Origin of the sequence: Psychrobacter proteolyticus (assembly GCF_038155145.1) — a bacterium.
Classification (GTDB): Bacteria; Pseudomonadota; Gammaproteobacteria; order Pseudomonadales; family Moraxellaceae; genus Psychrobacter; species Psychrobacter proteolyticus_B.
Map to the genome: position 1 here is coordinate 222,628 of NZ_JBAKAY010000003.1, position 18,325 is coordinate 240,952.

The following is an 18,325-nucleotide window of genomic DNA, read 5'->3' on the forward strand; positions in this document are numbered from 1 at the left end:
AACTGCCCATGTTGGCTATCGTATTGGACCCTACCGTACTGATCACTACTTTTGACCCGCGCTCTTTGATATATTTTTTCGATATGATTGGTATTATCGCCTGTAGCGTCTCAGGAACGATACTTGCCAAGCACAAAAACTTCGATGTCTTCGGCTGTCTGCTCGTGTCTATTGTCACTGCTATCGGCGGCGGTACGGTACGCGATGTCATTCTGGATCGCCATCCGTTATTTTGGATGGTAGATATGAGCTATCTGACCCTTATTACGATTTCATCGCTAGCGATGCAGATATTTTTTCATCCAAACTCTAGACGAGTGGATAAGTTCCTCAAGCTTTCTGACACTATTGGCTTGTCAGCATTTACGCTGATCGGTATCAAAGTCGCTGATAGTATGGGTGCCAATGTGCCTGTGGCGCTATTATTAGGTGTGATTACCATCGTGGTTGGTGGCATCATTCGCGATATGATTTGCAATGAGATTCCATTGGTACTACAGCAAGAGATTTATATCACTGCAGCGTTGACAGGTGGGGTTCTGTACTTTGCTCTAAAGAATTTAGGCGTGACAGATTGGGTAGCTGACATCTCTACGATGAGTACAATTTTTACTTTGCGTATGCTGGCCATTCGTTACGATTGGCAGTTCCCCACACTAGAGTGGAAATATTGATACTAGGGCGTGGCTTCATTTCAAAAATACCAACGCGCCCATCTCTGAGCGCGTTTAGTATTATCGGTTTAATATTGTCGCTTTACCCTTGCTCTACCACAGCCAAATCTTTGACCATCAGCTGTAAGCTTTGTTTGCCATTCCATTCATTGATGTCTAGCTGAAATAACAGATGGACTTGCTTAGCACGGTAATCCCACGCGTCATTATCGAAGTTGAAACAAATTGCCTCTATCGGATATTGAACGTCTGGATAGCGCAGCGATAACTTAAGATGTTTGTCTTTTAAAATCTTAAAGCTCAATACCTCAAACACACCATCAAATATCGGCGGTGCAAATCCATGACCCCAGATACTGGCATCGGCTAAATGCTCGGCAAACCATAAGCTAAAATCGCTTGCTTGCAAAGGTCCATCGGTGAATTTTTGCTCTGCAAATACCTCATCATCCATCTGATCCATAACTTCATTAAAAGCTGTGACAAATGCCTCAAAGTTACGGCGCTTGAGAGTCAGGCCTGCTGCCATCGCATGCCCGCCGAAATGACTGATTAAGTCTGGATGACGCTCAGCAACTTGTTCAATCGCATCACGAATATGTACGCCAGCGATAGAACGTGCAGAGCCTTTAATGGCACTATCTTCATCTGTTTGTTCAGTGTCTGCTGGTGCAAAAACGATACTGGGTAAATAATGGCTTTCTTTTAAGCGACCAGCGACAATGCCGATAACTCCTTGATGCCAGTCATCTTGGTATAGAATAATACTACGCGCACCTGAATTGCTAGCCTTAGCAGTAGAGACAGCTTGAGCAATTGTGTCATCATTACTGGTATTATCATTGCCATCACCACTCATACTCTCATTGCTATTATCTTCATTGGCCAATGCTTGTACGATACTATCAGCTTGCGCACGCATCTCGCCCTCTACATGACGACGCGTACGGTTCAACTGCTCAAGCTCTTGTGCCAAACGTTGTGCGGTGCTCCAGTCTTCAGTTAATAAGCACTCAATACCGATGCGCATATTATCCATACGCCCAGCTGCATTGATACGTGGGCCTAATACGAAACCGAAATCTTGGGCATGAAGCTGCTTGGGATCACGGCCCGCTTGCTCAAGCAATGCTAATATTCCCATACAGCAGCGGCCTTGACGAATAGCTGACAATCCGTGATGTACCAAGATACGGTTATTCTTATCGAGTACCCCAACATCTGCAATCGTCCCAAGTGCGACCAAATCTAAATATTGGCTCACCTGTACCGTAGACTTGCCAGCTTCGCGGCGCAGCTTTGCTAAGCGTCCGAGCACATAAAACGCGACTCCAACTCCAACCAATGCCTTACTAGCAAAGTCACAACCTAGCTGATTGGGATTGACTACCGCTTCCGCAGGTGGCGCCTCTTTGGTCGTGAGATGATGGTCGGTGATAATCACCGTGATACCATCAGCTTGGGCGCGTGCTACCCCTTCATGACTTGAGATACCATTATCAACCGTCACTATCATATCTGGCTGAAAAGTCTCAATACCTAACTCGACAATCTCTGGCGTCAGACCATAACCGTACTTAAAACGATCTGGTACTAGGAAATCAACGACCGCACCCATCTTCGTGAGTGCGCGCATCATTAAGGCTGTACTGGTGGCACCGTCACAGTCAAAGTCACCAACGATCAAGATACGCTGACGCTCATCAATCGCCACATCTAATAAGCGCACGGCTTCTGTGACACCATGCAATGCCTCAGCAGGCAATAAACCTGATAGGCTAGTCTCCAGCTCATCAGGCGCAGTGATACCTCGCCCTGCATACAGACGGGCAAGCGTGAATGATTGAGCGGCAAATGGTTGCAGCGCGGCGGGCAACTCGTCAATGCGAGTGCTGGTATAACGGGGGGTTAAATTTAGCATGAGGGTATTCTACTGGCTTTAGTAGAGGCTCACAATGACAATTTATACTACCTCTGTATATCATTAGGCATTGTGCAACCTGATGAATAATGTCTGTAAACTAGCAATAATTGAAACTGCCATTTTTATAACTTATACAAACTACCTTCACTTAATCACTTACAAAAAAGGTGCACAGTATGAGTAATTTCATTCATTTTGCTACAAAGCAATGATTGTAAGCCACGCATAAATCCATAAAATAGTAAGCAACTGAAGGATTTGTTATCTATTGAACTTTTTATCATTTATATTTTAATTATTTATAAGGACACTTTATGAAAACCACGCCACTTGCTGAAAAACTTCCAAATACTATCGACCCTAACCTAGACCTTGATAAGGTTAAAAAAGAATGTCAGGGAATGGTAAAAAAACGCGCTAGAGTTTCTGCTGGTGTAGCGGTTGTGCCAGTACCATTTTTTGATGTGGCAGTTGATGCGGGCATGTTAACGCAGTTGATTCCAGAGATTAGTGAGCGTTTTGGTCTCATTGAAGACCGTCAGTCAGCCATCAACTTGGAATCTCGCGAAGTGCATTGGAGCGCAGTAAAAGACCGTACCGTAGACTTCGCTGGACTCATGGCAACACGTGGCATTGTCAAAAAAACCATCCAAGGTTTCGGTGGTCGTATCGCTGCCAAACAAGTGACCAAGTTTATTCCACTTGGTGGTCAACTAGTTGCTGCAACGATGGGCTACACGATTTTTAAGAAAATTGCCAATGACCATATCAATGAATGCTATAAATTGGCAAAAGATATTCAGCAAAAAGAACACGGCAAAAACGTATAAATAAGCCGAATAGCTTAGCCTATATCAAGCCAGTTAAGTGATTACTTAGCTGGCTTTTTTGTGGTTTATACAAATAGGTTATAGAGTTCTAAAATAAAATGCGCCTGTGGTTAATGATGTTATTGCTAGGTTTTACTGATAATATACAGCTTTATTTATGACAGACACCTTAAAGGACTAACTTATGAAAAAAATCTTGGCTTCAACGATTATGCTAGCGACTTTTGCCTTGGCAGGATGTACCACAACAGGTGCTACAAACAACGGAACAGGTACAGCAATCGGTACCGCAAATGAGATCGGCATGAATGTTTTTAAAGCTGCGATCGACAACCAATGCCGTAGCCAAATTGAAAAACAAAACGCGTGGCGTGTTGCAAGCGTCGCCATGACAGAAGCACAGCAAGAATCTGTTAAAACCAATGTTTGTGGCTGCGTCAGTGAGCAAGCACCGCAGCAAGTAACGATTGTTGAGCTGGGCAATGCCGCGATTGACTCTCAGTACCGTACTCAGTTAGTCGCACAAGTCGTCGCCAAATCTCTACAGAGCTGCTATACAAGCTTTGTTCAATAGAACAATTAAGTTATTCATTAGAATAAAAAATAATAAAAAGGGTGCGTTATGTATAACGCACCCTTTTTATTGCTAACAGATTGGTTCAATTAATTAGCCTAAAACTTATTTGTGTCAGATGTTTGAGACGTTATAGAAGCCGTAAAAGGCAACGACTGGCTACGACGGAAATACTTCGAGGTGCTATCAATAATTTTATCTACTTCCTTAATTAAATCATTAATCACATCATCATAAATACCATGATATAGCTCTTTTTCAAATGCTGTAAATGGATGCTTGCGCGACGCTGAACCCACCTCAGTGACACCGTCTTTACTATAAAAAATGTCTACGCGACCATCACTATTCAACACACAATTTAATAGTCCACCTTCAATTTCCATCTCTACGCGTTCTGGCATAAAAATATAGTCATCTACATTGATAAGCTTTTTTTCTACTTCTCGTTTAAAAAATGATTTGATATCGAACATAGGTACATCCCTAACTTTATAATTATAAGATACGTGAGCATGCCGAGCGCTGTGACTGTTACCCAGTATTCATCTGCGTGATTAACGGGTCATGCTTTACTCAGTTATCCTATAAGATAGCGTTAGATTATTTAAGGTGCGATATGTAAAACTGCGTTTGATGTTGGTAAAAATGAGAGATTAATGGTGGTTCTCTTTGTAGATATCGGGTGCGAGTTCAAATACTAGCCAACCTTTTTTTATCCATTCTTGGATAATATCTTTGCCCATTATATGCATAAGATTAGCAAGTGACATGTGTTGTGACTGATGATACCAAACCTTTATAACAACTCTATTCAACAGGTTCTCACTGTTGAGACTAAACATTTCTCTGATATATTCGGCATCTGAAGAATCTAAAGAGTGTCCCCAAATAATAATCTCATAGTCATTCTGAAGCAGGTAATCTATAGGCGGCTTATTCATTAACTTTACGTCAGTATTATCTAAGAACATATAATCTGTATTGTTTACAATTTTTCGAAAAGTTTTAACAAAGCCATATACTTTATATTTTTTCAGTTGTTCTTCATCTAAATCGCTGATTCCAAGAACGATATTCTTACGTTCTGCACTGCCATGAATATACTCCACTTCTATTTGATTAAGTTGATCATCAAGAATCTTCGGGTACAGCCTTTCAAAAGTATTGGAATAATTAAATGTATAAACTGCATCAATCTCTTTTCCTAAATCACCAAAACTATTAAAAGGTCTAACTGGCTTAAGTTGATTAATTACTAAGTTTATATAGCTAGTGAATATCTCTGAAAAACACTCTAAATCTGCTGAAAGTCTTTTAAATAATTCATCCGCTTTAAAACCAGTGTAAAAACTAGAAAATTTATCCAAATATTTCTTTTTTACAACCCTATCTATATCAAAGGTGATGAAGAGACTATCCCTATATTTCTTATGGATTTTGGTTTTTTCTCTTGCGCCATGACTATCATGAGACTTAAGGTTAACGATTTTACTCATACCATAATCTTTAACTTCTTCGTAAGATCCATATGCTTTTGATGTAATAGAAAAACTTCTGAGTATTCTCTGAACCTTACTGCTTTTAAACCTCATTTCATTGAGATATCTCGGAGAAAACTGAACTAGATTATCGCCTAGAAAACTATCAAATTCAGCTTTATTAGTTTGATAGTTTTCCCCATACTCAGAACTTACATCTACTTCTACATCTACCTCTGAAATAGTACTGTTATCAAAATCCTTACTGAGAAGAGTATTAATACTCAATAGCACATTTTCTATCTCAGTCTCAAAATCAATCCACGTATCTACATCGGTCAGATGATGCTTGAAATGCTGAAACCAACCATTATTTATTAACTTCTCTTGCAGATCATTCACAGTCTGAATCGATAACCTCAAATCATCTGTTTTATACAACTGCCTAGTCTTTGTAAAAAAATCTTTATCTCTATCGGAACATTCACCTGCGATATATTTACGGAATAAACTATCGAATCCCAGCTCAGAGTCTTCTCCACTGTCTTCTACTATTTTCATTGCGTCCATAAAATGTACGTAAGCCGTTGGTAAATAGTGAGCTAAATCAAAACCATTGCCTAATACAAATATTCTTTTAGTATCCAAAGCCTTAATCCCTTCAAATGTTTTTTCCATTATACATTAGCAAACTATATTTGACTGACGTAGGAATTACGAACTCTAAAAGTAATTGTTGGTAGAATTTACCCTTTAATTTGTTCCAAAAAAAGGAAGCTACCAATAAGCAACTTCCCTTTTTTATTATCGAACTACATTAACTGACTTAATTAGACCCAGCCCTTCTCACGGAATGATTTGAGTACTTCTACAAATACTGCCATCTCATCAGGTCTGCCAAGTGTTAAGCGATTAAAGCCAGTGATTGGCGCAAACTCACGCCCGACCGCAATACCATGCTCACGCATTCTGTCGATATAGGTTTGTACATCGCCTTTTATCTCATGGAATATAAAACTGGCCTGTGATGGCAAATAGCGCAAGCCAAGCTCATCTAATGTTTGCTCAACCAACTGACGCGATTGATTGGTCGTACGTAAGCTCAATGCTAAAAACGACTCATCATCAAGGGTCGCTAATGCAGCTACAGCACCTGACAAATTGGTATTATCAATTGAGATAAATGCTTCTAATCTAGCAATCATTTTCGGGCTAGCAACTGCATAGCCGACGCGCATGCCAGCGAGTGCACATAGCTTTGAGAAAGTACGCACCACAATAATATTTTCTGAGTACTCCTCTCGTATCCATGTAACACCACTCTCAAAACTTGGATCAGTCACATACTCTGAATAAGCTTCATCTAATAAAAAGTAATGGTTACTTGGTGCATGCCCTACCCATTCTTTGAGCTTTACTGTGTCAGTAATAGTCGACGTTGGGTTGTTTGGATTGCACAGATAAAACAAGCTAATACCGTTAAAGTCATCAGCCACTTTTTGCATACTTTGCAAGTCAAAAGCGTAATTTTCAGTCATAAGCGGTACTTTTACCACAGGCACATCGATAGATGTCGCGTATAATTCAGCATAGGCAAAGGTTGGATGCGGCACGATAACTTGGAACTTCTTGCCTTCTACCAAAGCTTGATTTTGTAGCATTTGGACGACAGTACGAATGTTTTCACTAGAGCCACTGGCTAGTGAGATTTGACTCTCTGTCACACCGTTTATCTCAGCGACTTTGGTAATCAGCGCCGCACGTTGGTCATCGGGATAACGAAAGCCGATGTCTAGAGAGTCGATAACCGCTTGTTTAGCAGCATCTGACATACCGAGTGAATTTTCGTTAGAGTTTAATTCTATTAAGTTATTGGTAAGCACAGTGAATAATACGCCTAGATTATGTCCATTCCAAAAATTTAGTCTGTGTTGACAATGTGATCTATAAAAACAGCAAGCCTAGCCCAAATAAAGCATTACACGTGCTCGGCTTGTTAGCTTGCGACTTAAATTTTTGAAATATTATATGGATGGTGAGGTTTATCGGATATGGTAAGTGGCAATGCGCTGCATTACAAGTATTCTGCACATTCCGTTATTGAATAAACCATAAAAAAGTGAGGTGCTCAAAAAGCACCTCACCTTCGCTATTGTTTAGCCTCTTTTTAGCCTTAATATTTAACCCAAGCTATCAGATCAAATGTGCTTTTAACTCAAGCACTTTGTCACGCGTTTTTGCTGCTTCTTCAAACTTCAAATCACGCGACATTTGCTGCATTTGCTTCTCTAATCGTTTGATTTCTTTGGCAAGCAAATCAGGACTACGCAAGATATTGATATCGACATCTGGCAAGTTACTCTTAACTGGGATAGCTTGATTGTCATTGGCATCCAAGCTTTCACCCGTATCAATCTTGTCCGTGATACTACGGCGAGCACCTTTTGGCGTGATGTTATGCTCAAGGTTAAAGGCAATCTGCTTATCACGGCGACGATCCGTCTCATCTATCGCCTTTTGCATACTTGGCGTAATACGATCAGCATAGAGAATGGCTTTACCATTCAAATGACGGGCGGCACGACCAATCGTCTGAATAAGCGAACGCTCTGAACGCAAGAAACCTTCTTTATCAGCATCAAATATCGCTACCAGTGATACCTCAGGCATATCCAAGCCTTCACGTAATAAGTTGATACCGACCAGCACATCATGTACGCCAGTACGCAGCTCATGAATAATCTGCATACGCTCAACAGTATCGATGTCCGAATGTAGATAGGCGACCTTTACATCGTACTCTTTGAGGTAACTGGTCAGATCTTCCGACATACGCTTGGTCAACGTGGTAATCAGTACACGTTCGTCTTTTTCACGGCGTTTGGTAATCTCAGACAGCACATCATCAACCTGCGTCAAGACAGGACGTATCTCAATCTCAGGATCAATCAGACCCGTCGGACGGACGACCTGCTCTACGACTTGCTCGCTATGCTCGAGCTCATACAATGCTGGCGTGGCACTGACATAAATGGTTTTGGGCTTGATGCGCTCCCATTCTTCAAACTTCATAGGACGATTATTCATCGCACTGGGTAATCTAAAACCATAATTGACCAAGTTTTCTTTACGTGATCTATCGCCTTTATACATCGCGCCAATCTGCGAAACCGTCACATGCGACTCATCCAGGAACAACAAGGCATCTTCTGGAATATAATCAAACAAAGTCGGCGGCGCTTCTCCTGATGGACGACCAGAGAGATGCTGTGAGTAGTTTTCGATACCGTTACAATAGCCTAGCTGCTGAATCATCTCCAAGTCATACTGAGTACGCTCTTTGAGACGCTGTGCTTCGATCAGCTTGTTATTGTCACGGAAGTATTCCAAACGCGGCTCTAACTCAGCACGAATCGTATGGCTAGCAGCTTCTAACTTATTACGCGGCGTCACATAGTGCGACTTTGGATAAATGGTAATACGTGGCACGCTGCGTACCGTCTTACCCGTTAAGGGATCAAACCACGTAATCTTCTCGACTTCGTTGTCAAATAAATGCACACGTACGGCTAGCTGCTCAGACTCAGCAGGATAAATATCTAACAGCTCTCCACGCAAGCGATACGTACCACGACCAAAATCTAGCTCATTACGTGTGTACTGCATCTCAACCAAACGCTTGATAGTCGCTGTACGGTCGATGTTATCGCCTACAACGACATGCAGTAGCATTTTTAGATAGCTCTCTGGATCACCCAAACCATAGATACAGGATACCGAAGCGACGATGATCGCATCACGGCGCTCTAACAAGGCACGCGTGGCTGACAGGCGCATCTGATCAATATGATCATTGATAGCGCTGTCTTTTTCGATGAAGGTATCACTAGCAGCGACATACGCTTCTGGCTGATAGTAATCATAATAGCTGACGAAATATTCGACCGCATTATTAGGAAAGAACGATTTGAACTCACCATATAGCTGAGCGGCTAGCGTTTTATTATGCGCCATAATAATGGTCGGACGCTGAGTTTCAGCGATGACCTTTGCCATGGTATAGGTCTTACCAGAGCCAGTCACACCTAGTAGCAACTGCTCGTCCATGTCCGAGTTGATACCGTTGACTAGCTTTTTGATGGCTTGCGGCTGGTCGCCTGCTGGCTCAAAGTCAGTCACCATCTCAAAGGCACGACTTGATATTTGCGTCCCTGACGCATTAACACCACTAATTTCAGCTTCGCCTTGGAGCTGAGTGGCCAATTGATTTAACTGACGCGATGAGCGCGGTTCAGGCATTCGCATAATGGCTTTCTTCTTCTTAAGGTTTATAACAATATGGGGTCTGAGCAGCGGTTTTTAAAGGAGAATAAGGAGTCTTATCCTATAGTCGAAATGCTCTCTCGCTGCCCAAAATATAAGTATATAAAGGTAAGGTTTATTAAAAGTTAAGGCTTAATATTAGCGGATAAAACTTACATCGTTATAAAAAACGCACACAGTATTCGATAAATTTACAAAGCTTTTCATGGTTAACAAACTCGTTACATGACCACCTAACAAAGCCTAACACTCAAGGGTTCCAACACTGAGTTAAGCTGCTATTATCGTTCTTGAATTAACAAGTTGATGACTTCTAAGTATCAATGATCAGTACTAATGGATAAATAGCTTTATAGCAATTCGTATCATTAGCTTTAACTTAATTGTCATCGAATAGAAGACCAATAAAAATACATTGAACTTTTATTCAATATAATAATTTTAAATAAATGACGGAGTAAAATATGAGAGAACGTTACGCAAGTGGTATTTCAGACGAAACTGCGAAAAAAATGATTGATTTGCTAAACGCTAACCTAGCAAACGTTATCGATTTAACCTTGGATGGCAAACAGTGCCATTGGAATCTACAAGGCACCGGCTTTATCGGTGTGCATCAATTATTAGATGAGACATCAGATCGTATCCTTGAAGTATCAGATACTATCGCAGAGCGTATTGTAATTTTAGGTGGGCAACCAAACGGTTTGGCAAGTCGCGTAGTCAAAGAATCTATTTTAGATGACTATCCAACTGACATCACTGAAGTAGATCAGCATGTTCGTGAGTTGACTAGCCGCTATAAGAAAGTAGCCGAGACATTACGTGAAGCAATTGCTACTGCTGGCGACGCAGGTGATGAAGACACTGCTGACTTATTTACAGAAGCTAGCCGTATCGTTGATAAAGATGCATGGTTCATCGGCGCAAACGCACCAAAAAAATAATAGCATTCAATTTGACTAGTCACTAAGCACTAGAGTTATAGAAAAAGCCGTCATAATTGACGGCTTTTTTGTGCCTTGGGTTTTTGAATTTAGAAAGCGTACTTAAAAGCATTCGATAAGACCTACATATTACACATTCAATCCATCAAATCCCTAGATTAAATATTCTCTAAACTTAGAAGCTCAGCGTTAGGTTCTGATAACGTCAAGATAGCCTCTTGAAAGACTGGGTTACCTCTGAATAGATTTTCAATCTCTTCAAACTTTTGAGCGATATGCTCTTCTTTTTGATTGCCGGCGATATCTACTGCCGCCACCATAAATATCTTCTTTGGTCCGACCCACTCTAAGTGCAGGTAAGACACACTATCGATATCTGGATGATTCAGCAGCTCGCTTAAAACGTATTCGTGCATCCGGTCAGTGACTCTATGCCCGACTAAGAAATCTCGGTTACGACTAATCAAGAATATCGCGACGACGCCCAATAGTAGACCGACAATGATAGACCCTAACGCATCCCAATATGGTTCGCCCGTATAAGCGTGCATACCCATAGCAGCAGCGGCAATCACCAAACCGATGACTGCTGCTAAATCTTCAAAGAATACGCCGCGCAACGTTGGGTTGGACGTATCTACGACATAGCCAAGTGCACTGATATCGAGCGCTTCACCATGCTTTTTACTTTGTCTGTATGCCTGAATCAATGAGATCCCTTCGAGCACAAACGCTACTGCCAATACGATAAAGCCAATCGTATAGTTAGCCTCAGACTCAGTAGCGTTCCATTCCTTAATACCGGTATAGATAGAGACAATCGAACCTGCCGTAAATACACCGAAAGCCGCAATCATCGACCAAACGTAAGACTCTTTGCCATAGCCTAACGGATGGCTTTTGTCAGCAGGTTTGATGGATTTTTTTTCTGCGACGATCAGCAATGTACCATTGCCAGCATCTGCCCATGAGTGAGCTGCTTCTGCAATCATGGAGGCTGAGCCTGTCATAAAGGCGGCAACTGTTTTTGCGATTGCAATAACCAGATTGGCCCCGACCGCAATCAACACAGTGATCAGTGAGCCTGAATGCTCATCGTTGGTTTCAGGGCTTTGATTAAGGGTATGTTTTAATTCAGGGTCGTTTAGAATTTTAGGATTGCCTGCCCCACGCGCGCGAGGTGTTTGCGCCTTAGGAGAGGCTGGTAAATGGCGCTGGGGATTAGCAATAGATGGCTTTAGACTCATGCTAGACTCACTGAAATAACGTATTAATAGTAGAATTTTTCGCCGTAGATGAATGGCTTGAAATATATATCAGCTTAAAATAAGCGCTCTACAATATCAGTGTCTTTTTAGTGAGTCGTTGTATGAATTATTAATTCAATAAAACTAGATAACTTTATACAATATACAATTTTAGCTAGTTCTAAATAACTAGGGCTATTTTTCTATTTCGTCATACTCTTCGTTCTCGCCAAACTGCTTATTAATTTCTTCGAAGTCGCAACTAGGACGATGCGAGCTTTCCATACGCAGCTTTTTTCGTTCTTTGGCCGCATCCGCTCGACATTGCTGCATCTTGTTTTTGATATCGAGTGGCGGTGCGGATGTTGGTTTACCATTGTCATCGATAGCCACCATCGTAAAGTAACAGCTATTGGTATGACGAACAGTACGACCACGCACATCTTCTGCTTCGACGCGGATACCTACTTCCATTGAGGTATTACCAACATAATTGACACTGGCTGCAAAAGTAACCAACTCGCCCACATATATCGGCTCACGGAACATCACCTGATCGACAGACAGTGTCACTACATAGTTACCACTATAGCGACTGGCACAAGCATAAGCGACCTGATCAAGCATCTTGAGCAAATCCCCACCATGCACATTGCCAATGAAATTCGCCATATCAGGCGTCATAAGTACTGACATGTATAGCTCATGGTTTAATGGGGCTTTTTTGGCAGTGGAGCTGGTATTGTATTGCGGCATAATATTCCTTAATGGTTTGACACTTATTTATTATGCCTACCATTTATACAGCAGGTCGCCGTATAGCACAAACAGACCTCTGTCATTAGACAGTCTAAATTGTGTAAATTGGCACTATTTAAACAGCGTTATATAGGCCAAGATATAAGCGCTAGCTCAACCAATGAAAGCGATACGCAAGCCATGCCACTATCGCACTAACCGAACCAGTCAAAATACCACCCCATACAAAATCAACCAACGCTGTATCTAGTGTAAAGCCTTTATACAGTGCCAAATTGGTAAAGTCATATGTCCCGTAAGCCATTAAGCCAATCAGCCCGCCGAGTAGGAAGATATGGCCAACAGATGCGCCAGCTTTGACTTGCGGATACAGAACCAAAATACAAAGTGCCAATATATAAAACATATAAAACACGCCAGCGGCCATCATGTTTGGCTCATCAGCTAATAGATGCCCAATACGCGACTCATAAAAGGCGCCTTTCATGGTCGTCAGCCAGACAGCATCGACACCCAAAAAGATAACCACAGCAGCGAGATAAATAAAAACGTAACCCATGATATTACCTCTTATAAAATGAATAAAAACGGATAAAATTTATAGTGTTAGTCTTGGTTGGATAAATTCTAAAAATGCCAGAATACGCGAAGATACCGCACTGTTTTTGTAATATACCGCCTGTATGGCTTCGCGGTTATTTGGCCTGACTATCGCCTCAGGCAATATTTCAACCAATCTGCCAGATTCCAAGTCTTCACCAATCATGAAATGCGACAATAAAGCGATCCCTTGGTGATTTAAACATAGCTGACGCAAGGTCTCGCCACTACTGCCAGTCATATGAAAATTGAGCTTCACTAGTGTTTTTAGTGGCCAACTATTTAGTTTTGACGCATCGTTAAAGCCAATTAATTTATGAGTGCTCAAATCATCAACATGAGTCACCTCATTATACTGATGTAAATATTCAGGACTGGATACTAGCCGCAGCTTACTTTTACCTAATAGACGTGCATGCAAATTTGAGTCTTTTAAATCGCCAATTCTGATAGCTAGATCCGTCTTATGCTCAAGTAAATCAATAATATTGTCATGCGAGGTGAGGTCGAGAGTGATGTGTGGATATTGCGCCACAAAATCACCAACCAAAGGCGTCAGTTGATGAAAGACAAACGGGCTCGCGGCGTCAATTCTTAGGTGTCCACTCGGCACTTGTTTTAACAGCTTAATCGCCTCTTCACCAGTATATAACGTATTTAAACTCTCACGCGCATATCTAATAAAGACATGCCCTTCCTCCGTCAGCTCCAAGCGCCGTGTCGTTCTATTTAGCAGCGTGCATTGCAGCGTATCTTCGAGTCTGGACACCGCACGAGATACTTTGGCTACTTGCTGATTCAGTAAGTTGGCAGCGCCAGTAAAGCTGCCCGTGTCTACTACCGTCAAAAATATCTCTATGTCTTCTGTTTTAGCATGTCCCATCATCATGATTACCTTTACAAAATTGACAAAGGTATTTTGTCATTTGTGCTGTTTTTTGCAAACTATAAATACGTCAAACTACGCGCATCATTTAATTATTAGGATGTCGTTATGCCACTCGCTTTATGGGCGCTTACTCTAAGCGCATTTGCAATTGGAACAACCGAATTTGTCATCGTTGGATTGGTACCAACTATTGCCGCAGATCTAGGCGTGAGCTTACCTTCAGCAGGGTTACTCGTCAGCCTATATGCTGTCGGTGTTGCTATCGGCGCCCCTATACTTACCGCACTCACTGGCCGCTGGAACCGCAAAATCGTACTGATGAGCCTAATGGGTCTGTTTGTCATCGGCAACTTACTGGCTTGGCAAGCACCCAGTTATGAAACCTTAATACTTGCCCGTATCTTGACCGGTCTGGCGCATGGTGTATTTTTCTCTATTGGTTCCATGATTGCTACTAGCCTTGTCAGTAAAGAAAAAGAAGCCAGCGCGATTGCCATTATGTTTACAGGACTTACCGTGGCGCTCGTCACTGGTGTACCCCTTGGCACATGGATTGGACAGCATTTCGGTTGGCGCGCTACGTTTTTGGTCGTCTCAGTACTGGGTTTAATTGCTTTAATTGGTAGCGCAATATTAGTACCAAAAAACCTAAAAAAATCTATCCCTGCAACGTTCAAAGAGCAATTACAAGTCATTGTAAAACCACAGTTACTGCTGGTTTATCTAATGACTATTCTTGGCTATGGCGGTACGTTTACGGCGTTTACCTACCTAGCACCTATCTTAGAGCAGCAGACCAAATTTGCGCCATCAGCCATTGGTCTTATCATGCTCGTATATGGCGTGTCCGTTGCAATCGGTAATATCTGGGGCGGAAAACTTGCAGATAAACGCGGCCCTATTAGTGCGCTTAGCATTATATTTAGCGCCTTAAGTGTCATTCTTTTATTGTTCACCTTTACTATGCACTCCAAGATTGCTGCTGTACTGACTATTCTGGTATGGGGTGCTTTCGCCTTTGGTAATGTACCGGGTCTACAAATCTACGTGGTCAAGCAAGCTGAAAAATATACGCCAAATGCCGTCGATGTCGCCTCTGGATTGAACATTGCTGCATTCAATATCGGTATTGCACTGGGCTCCATCATCGGTGGTAGCGTGGTTGAAAATATGTCATTACAAGACACGGCTTGGATCGGTGCTGTCATATCTTTAATGGCATTAGCGGTCACACGTTATTCAGGTCTACGTGATAAGCGTGCCCTGCAAGCATCGTAGAACTTTTTAATGTACAACCTTTCAATGTAGAACTGTTCAATACATAGGTCTCAAACTGTTCATGCAGTATGAGACCCTATGAATGTTATGAACAAACCATATCTATATCACCTGACTTATACCGATGCTGTGTCTGACATATCTTCTTCACTAAATGTCTCATCATTCAAAACCGTTTTATGATTTAAGACAGCAGATGGCAGATCAGAAAAATGTAGCGTATCGATATTGTTAGGCTTCACCGCTGTAACTTGTACCACACCGATCGTGCGCTCCAAAAACCCACCTTCGCAATAGCAAAAGTAAAACTCCCATAGGCGGATAAAGGCATCGTCATAGCCAAGCGCTTGAATCTCTGCACGCTGGGCCATAAATGCAGCACGCCAGTCACGCAGCGTGTACGCATAATCAAAGCCATAATCATGCAATTGTTTGACGACCATATCGGTCTGCTCAGTGAATTGGGTCGTCAGCTCTTGGTTTGAAAGCAGACAACCACCTGGGAAGATATGCGTTTGGATAAAATCGACTGAATCGATATAGTCTTGATAATTTTGATCATTAAAAGTGATGGCCTGTAATACCATAAGACCTGTCGGCTTGAGCAAGCTATTACATTTAGCAAAGAAAGTCGGTAAATACTCATGCCCCACCGCTTCAATCATCTCGATACTGACTAACTTGTCATATTGACCTGTCAGCTCGCGGTAATCTTGCTTAAGCAATGTAATCTTGTCAGACAGACCTGCTGCCTCGACTCGTCGCTTCGCTTCATCATACTGGGCATCAGAGATAGTCGTGGTTGTCACATGGCAGCCGTAATGCTTGGCCGCAAAGATAGCAAAGCCGCCCCACCCTGTACCAATTTCAATCACACTATCATCAGCGCTGAGCTGTAAACGTTGGCATATGAGCGACAGTTTGTGCTGCTGAGCATCGCTGAGCGTCACGTCAGGCGTAGGATAGACTGCTGATGAGTACATCATCGTATCGTCCAAAAAACGCTCATACATATCGTTGCCCAAATCATAATGCGCTAGGATATTGGATTTTGAGCCAGATTTGTCATTGCTACGCAGCTGATGCTTCGCTTTTTCAAAGGCTTTACTAATACCAGCAAAACGATTCTCTAGTTTATTGAGCACTGCTAAGTTACGAGCTGCCAAGCGAATCAAACCTGTTAGATCATCCGTATCCCACTCACCATTGATATAACTGTCTGCTAGGGCGATAGAGCCGCCAAGTAATAGCTGGCGATAGACAGCAGAATCATGAATCTGTAACGTCACATGTAGTGAATGGCGACCAACCGCCGAGCTACTAGCATCGTTAGTAGCTACTTTGCCAAAGCTACTTATCTTAGGTTCCTGCTCGTCAAATGTTTCAATCAGCGTGAGACTACCAAACTGAATGTGCTGTAACGCACGAAATATAAGCTTTCTAGCTAAGTGATTCACACTATTGCTGACTGGCTGTAGTACAGCACTTTCATTAACCACTTTGCTCACACGAGCAGTTAATTTTTCTAGTTTTGTGACTGGTGCTCGATCGGTCGGTCGTGCTGGCATCGTGTATTTATCCTTGTTTAAATGCTTTGTTTTTTAGTGGTTCATTTTTAGTATTACATTGACGAGATTTTTGGATTGTTGATATTTAAAAATTACTGTAACTCTAAGACATCTTTTGCGCTCGATACTGCTAGCTGCTTTTCTACTGTCTATTTTTCTGTTGTCCACCTTTCTGCTGACTGTCGGCCAATTTTTCATCGTAGTTGATATACGGCACTTTTTTAATCGCATAGAGCTTAAACGCATGCCAATAAATACGGGTTAAAGACGTTATATTCATCAGAGGGTTTTTTCGTAAGCTATGACGAACAGCCTCTTCTGTCATTGGCACCCCTGATATCTTTATACCAGTTTTTAGAACTTCACCGCGCTCATCGCTGATATTGATAGCAATACGCACTTGCAAGCCAGTATTAGGTTTCTCTTCTGTTTTTGTACGTTTTACCGTAACCTGCCAGCGGTACAGCTGATCAATAGGGTTAAAAGGTGATACGTGAAAATCCTTGTCATGACAGAACTCAGTATCTTCTCCTTCTAACAGAAACCCGTAGTAATGACGCTTGTCCCAAGGCGTATTAGACACTTCAGCCAGCAGATGAGTTGGCGTCTGCTGCGCATCAAATCCTAAGTAAAAGTTGACTGGGCTAAAGTACATGCCCACATTACGGCAGACAAGTAATCCCAAAATATCGCCTTCAGGCGCGCTCCCTGCATGTTTTTCAAATGCTTGAATTAGGCGTTTTTCTAGTGCTTGAATAGACTTTACATTACTATCAAATTTTTTAGCATCACTTAGGCTATTGGCACTCTGTAGGTCAGTATGCTGTAGATAGTCATCAGCACAGAATCGTTGTAGCGATTTTTTCTTTGCTGAAAATAGAGGCAGACCTTTTGCTAGTAGCTTTTTCGGTAATACTTTACGTAATGGTAATTTTTCTAAAAACTTACTCTCATCAAATGATACCGTGTTAATTTCAGGAAGTTCCTTCCCTTTCGCAAGCGCGCTAATATTGACGCCCCAATAGCGATAAGGGTAAACGAATTTATTCACACTAGGTAGCAGCCGACTGTGCCATGTCGTACCCTCAAACAGCTGATGCGGCAATGCAGTGGTATCACAAGAAGACTCATGGTTTGGCGTAGCATTGGTATCTCGAGCAGACATAGTCATCAATAATCTCTTGTATAACAGCGTACTTTTCATATGGCGAATCTTTCAAAACACTTAGAA

General features: G+C 41.9%; 16 protein-coding genes. 5 read left to right on the top strand and 11 right to left on the bottom strand.

Annotation, left to right across the window (positions count from 1 at the left end; translation table 11 throughout):
* Positions 1 to 8 precede the first annotated feature (8 nt).
* Entirely contained in the window at positions 9 to 674 is a 666-nt protein-coding gene (locus V6252_RS05285) for a trimeric intracellular cation channel family protein (RefSeq protein ID WP_057760888.1), read from the top strand.
* Positions 675 to 756: 82 nt separating this feature from the next.
* On the opposite strand, the gene recJ is transcribed toward V6252_RS05285, so the two are convergent.
* Positions 757 to 2,595: a single-stranded-DNA-specific exonuclease RecJ gene (recJ, locus tag V6252_RS05290; protein ID WP_341609642.1), complete on the bottom strand. Its 1,839-nt coding sequence runs from the start codon at positions 2,593 to 2,595 to the stop codon at positions 757 to 759.
* A gap of 317 nt (positions 2,596 to 2,912) precedes the next feature.
* Between recJ and V6252_RS05295 the strand changes: the two genes are divergently transcribed.
* Positions 2,913 to 3,428, top strand: a complete 516-nt coding sequence (locus tag V6252_RS05295; RefSeq protein ID WP_341609643.1) for a hypothetical protein — start codon at positions 2,913 to 2,915, stop codon at positions 3,426 to 3,428.
* 184 nt (positions 3,429 to 3,612) lie between these two features.
* A complete protein-coding gene (locus V6252_RS05300) occupies positions 3,613 to 4,002 on the top strand; it encodes a hypothetical protein (protein ID WP_341609644.1) in 390 nt (129 codons plus the stop codon).
* 98 nt (positions 4,003 to 4,100) lie between these two features.
* Here V6252_RS05300 and V6252_RS05305 read toward each other — a convergent pair whose 3' ends face one another.
* From V6252_RS05305 to uvrB, 4 genes are all read right to left on the bottom strand, one after another.
* Positions 4,101 to 4,478: a hypothetical protein gene (locus V6252_RS05305; RefSeq protein ID WP_341609645.1), complete on the bottom strand. Its 378-nt coding sequence runs from the start codon at positions 4,476 to 4,478 to the stop codon at positions 4,101 to 4,103.
* Between the two features lie 180 nt (positions 4,479 to 4,658).
* Complete coding sequence (locus V6252_RS05310; protein ID WP_341609646.1) at positions 4,659 to 6,161, bottom strand: AbiH family protein; 1,503 nt, start codon at positions 6,159 to 6,161, stop codon at positions 4,659 to 4,661.
* 152 nt (positions 6,162 to 6,313) lie between these two features.
* On the bottom strand, positions 6,314 to 7,366 hold the full coding sequence (locus V6252_RS05315) for a histidinol-phosphate transaminase (protein WP_341609647.1): 1,053 nt from the start codon (positions 7,364 to 7,366) through the stop codon (positions 6,314 to 6,316).
* 310 nt (positions 7,367 to 7,676) lie between these two features.
* A complete protein-coding gene (uvrB, locus tag V6252_RS05320) occupies positions 7,677 to 9,788 on the bottom strand; it encodes an excinuclease ABC subunit UvrB (RefSeq protein ID WP_101206411.1) in 2,112 nt (703 codons plus the stop codon).
* 482 nt (positions 9,789 to 10,270) lie between these two features.
* Here uvrB and dps point away from each other — a divergent pair, with 482 nt between their 5' ends.
* Positions 10,271 to 10,753, top strand: a complete 483-nt coding sequence (dps, locus tag V6252_RS05325; protein WP_057760902.1) for a DNA starvation/stationary phase protection protein Dps — start codon at positions 10,271 to 10,273, stop codon at positions 10,751 to 10,753.
* A 158-nt stretch (positions 10,754 to 10,911) separates the two neighbouring features.
* Here the strand turns inward: dps and V6252_RS05330 are convergent, their stop codons facing one another.
* The 4 genes from V6252_RS05330 to V6252_RS05345 all read right to left on the bottom strand — a co-directional run bounded on the left by V6252_RS05330 (position 10,912) and on the right by V6252_RS05345 (position 14,248).
* Positions 10,912 to 12,000 carry a cation diffusion facilitator family transporter gene (locus V6252_RS05330; RefSeq protein WP_341609648.1) on the bottom strand — a complete coding sequence of 363 codons (1,089 nt, stop codon included), beginning with the start codon at positions 11,998 to 12,000 and terminating at the stop codon, positions 10,912 to 10,914.
* 195 nt (positions 12,001 to 12,195) lie between these two features.
* On the bottom strand, positions 12,196 to 12,756 hold the full coding sequence (locus V6252_RS05335; RefSeq protein WP_341609649.1) for an acyl-CoA thioesterase: 561 nt from the start codon (positions 12,754 to 12,756) through the stop codon (positions 12,196 to 12,198).
* 151 nt (positions 12,757 to 12,907) lie between these two features.
* The gene (locus V6252_RS05340; protein ID WP_341609650.1) at positions 12,908 to 13,318 is read right to left on the bottom strand and encodes a DUF2177 family protein; all 411 of its coding nucleotides are present in this window, start codon (positions 13,316 to 13,318) and stop codon (positions 12,908 to 12,910) included.
* Positions 13,319 to 13,357: 39 nt separating this feature from the next.
* The gene (locus V6252_RS05345) at positions 13,358 to 14,248 is read right to left on the bottom strand and encodes a LysR substrate-binding domain-containing protein (RefSeq protein ID WP_341609651.1); all 891 of its coding nucleotides are present in this window, start codon (positions 14,246 to 14,248) and stop codon (positions 13,358 to 13,360) included.
* A gap of 105 nt (positions 14,249 to 14,353) precedes the next feature.
* Between V6252_RS05345 and V6252_RS05350 the strand changes: the two genes are divergently transcribed.
* Positions 14,354 to 15,526, top strand: coding sequence for an MFS transporter (locus V6252_RS05350; RefSeq protein ID WP_341609652.1), 1,173 nt, complete (start codon positions 14,354 to 14,356; stop codon positions 15,524 to 15,526).
* A 116-nt stretch (positions 15,527 to 15,642) separates the two neighbouring features.
* On the opposite strand, the gene V6252_RS05355 is transcribed toward V6252_RS05350, so the two are convergent.
* The gene (locus tag V6252_RS05355) at positions 15,643 to 17,094 is read right to left on the bottom strand and encodes a cyclopropane-fatty-acyl-phospholipid synthase family protein (RefSeq protein WP_341609653.1); all 1,452 of its coding nucleotides are present in this window, start codon (positions 17,092 to 17,094) and stop codon (positions 15,643 to 15,645) included.
* Between the two features lie 142 nt (positions 17,095 to 17,236).
* Positions 17,237 to 18,265: a DUF1365 domain-containing protein gene (locus tag V6252_RS05360; RefSeq protein ID WP_341609654.1), complete on the bottom strand. Its 1,029-nt coding sequence runs from the start codon at positions 18,263 to 18,265 to the stop codon at positions 17,237 to 17,239.
* Between the last annotated feature and the right edge of the window lie 60 nt (positions 18,266 to 18,325).

Excerpts from the sequence above, each read along its gene's own strand:
- V6252_RS05345 (WP_341609651.1), bottom strand. The coding sequence starts at position 14,248 with ATGATGATGGGACATGCTAAAACAGAAGACATAGAGATATTTTTGACG.
- V6252_RS05360 (WP_341609654.1), bottom strand. The coding sequence starts at position 18,265 with ATGACTATGTCTGCTCGAGATACCAATGCTACGCCAAACCATGAGTCT.
- V6252_RS05330 (WP_341609648.1), bottom strand. The coding sequence starts at position 12,000 with ATGAGTCTAAAGCCATCTATTGCTAATCCCCAGCGCCATTTACCAGCC.
- V6252_RS05300 (WP_341609644.1), top strand. The coding sequence starts at position 3,613 with ATGAAAAAAATCTTGGCTTCAACGATTATGCTAGCGACTTTTGCCTTG.
- V6252_RS05295 (WP_341609643.1), top strand. The coding sequence starts at position 2,913 with ATGAAAACCACGCCACTTGCTGAAAAACTTCCAAATACTATCGACCCT.
- V6252_RS05305 (WP_341609645.1), bottom strand. The coding sequence starts at position 4,478 with ATGTTCGATATCAAATCATTTTTTAAACGAGAAGTAGAAAAAAAGCTT.
- recJ (WP_341609642.1), bottom strand. The coding sequence starts at position 2,595 with ATGCTAAATTTAACCCCCCGTTATACCAGCACTCGCATTGACGAGTTG.
- V6252_RS05355 (WP_341609653.1), bottom strand. The coding sequence starts at position 17,094 with ATGCCAGCACGACCGACCGATCGAGCACCAGTCACAAAACTAGAAAAA.
- V6252_RS05310 (WP_341609646.1), bottom strand. The coding sequence starts at position 6,161 with ATGGAAAAAACATTTGAAGGGATTAAGGCTTTGGATACTAAAAGAATA.
- dps (WP_057760902.1), top strand. The coding sequence starts at position 10,271 with ATGAGAGAACGTTACGCAAGTGGTATTTCAGACGAAACTGCGAAAAAA.
- V6252_RS05350 (WP_341609652.1), top strand. The coding sequence starts at position 14,354 with ATGCCACTCGCTTTATGGGCGCTTACTCTAAGCGCATTTGCAATTGGA.
- V6252_RS05340 (WP_341609650.1), bottom strand. The coding sequence starts at position 13,318 with ATGGGTTACGTTTTTATTTATCTCGCTGCTGTGGTTATCTTTTTGGGT.
- V6252_RS05285 (WP_057760888.1), top strand. The coding sequence starts at position 9 with ATGTTGGCTATCGTATTGGACCCTACCGTACTGATCACTACTTTTGAC.
- uvrB (WP_101206411.1), bottom strand. The coding sequence starts at position 9,788 with ATGCGAATGCCTGAACCGCGCTCATCGCGTCAGTTAAATCAATTGGCC.
- V6252_RS05335 (WP_341609649.1), bottom strand. The coding sequence starts at position 12,756 with ATGCCGCAATACAATACCAGCTCCACTGCCAAAAAAGCCCCATTAAAC.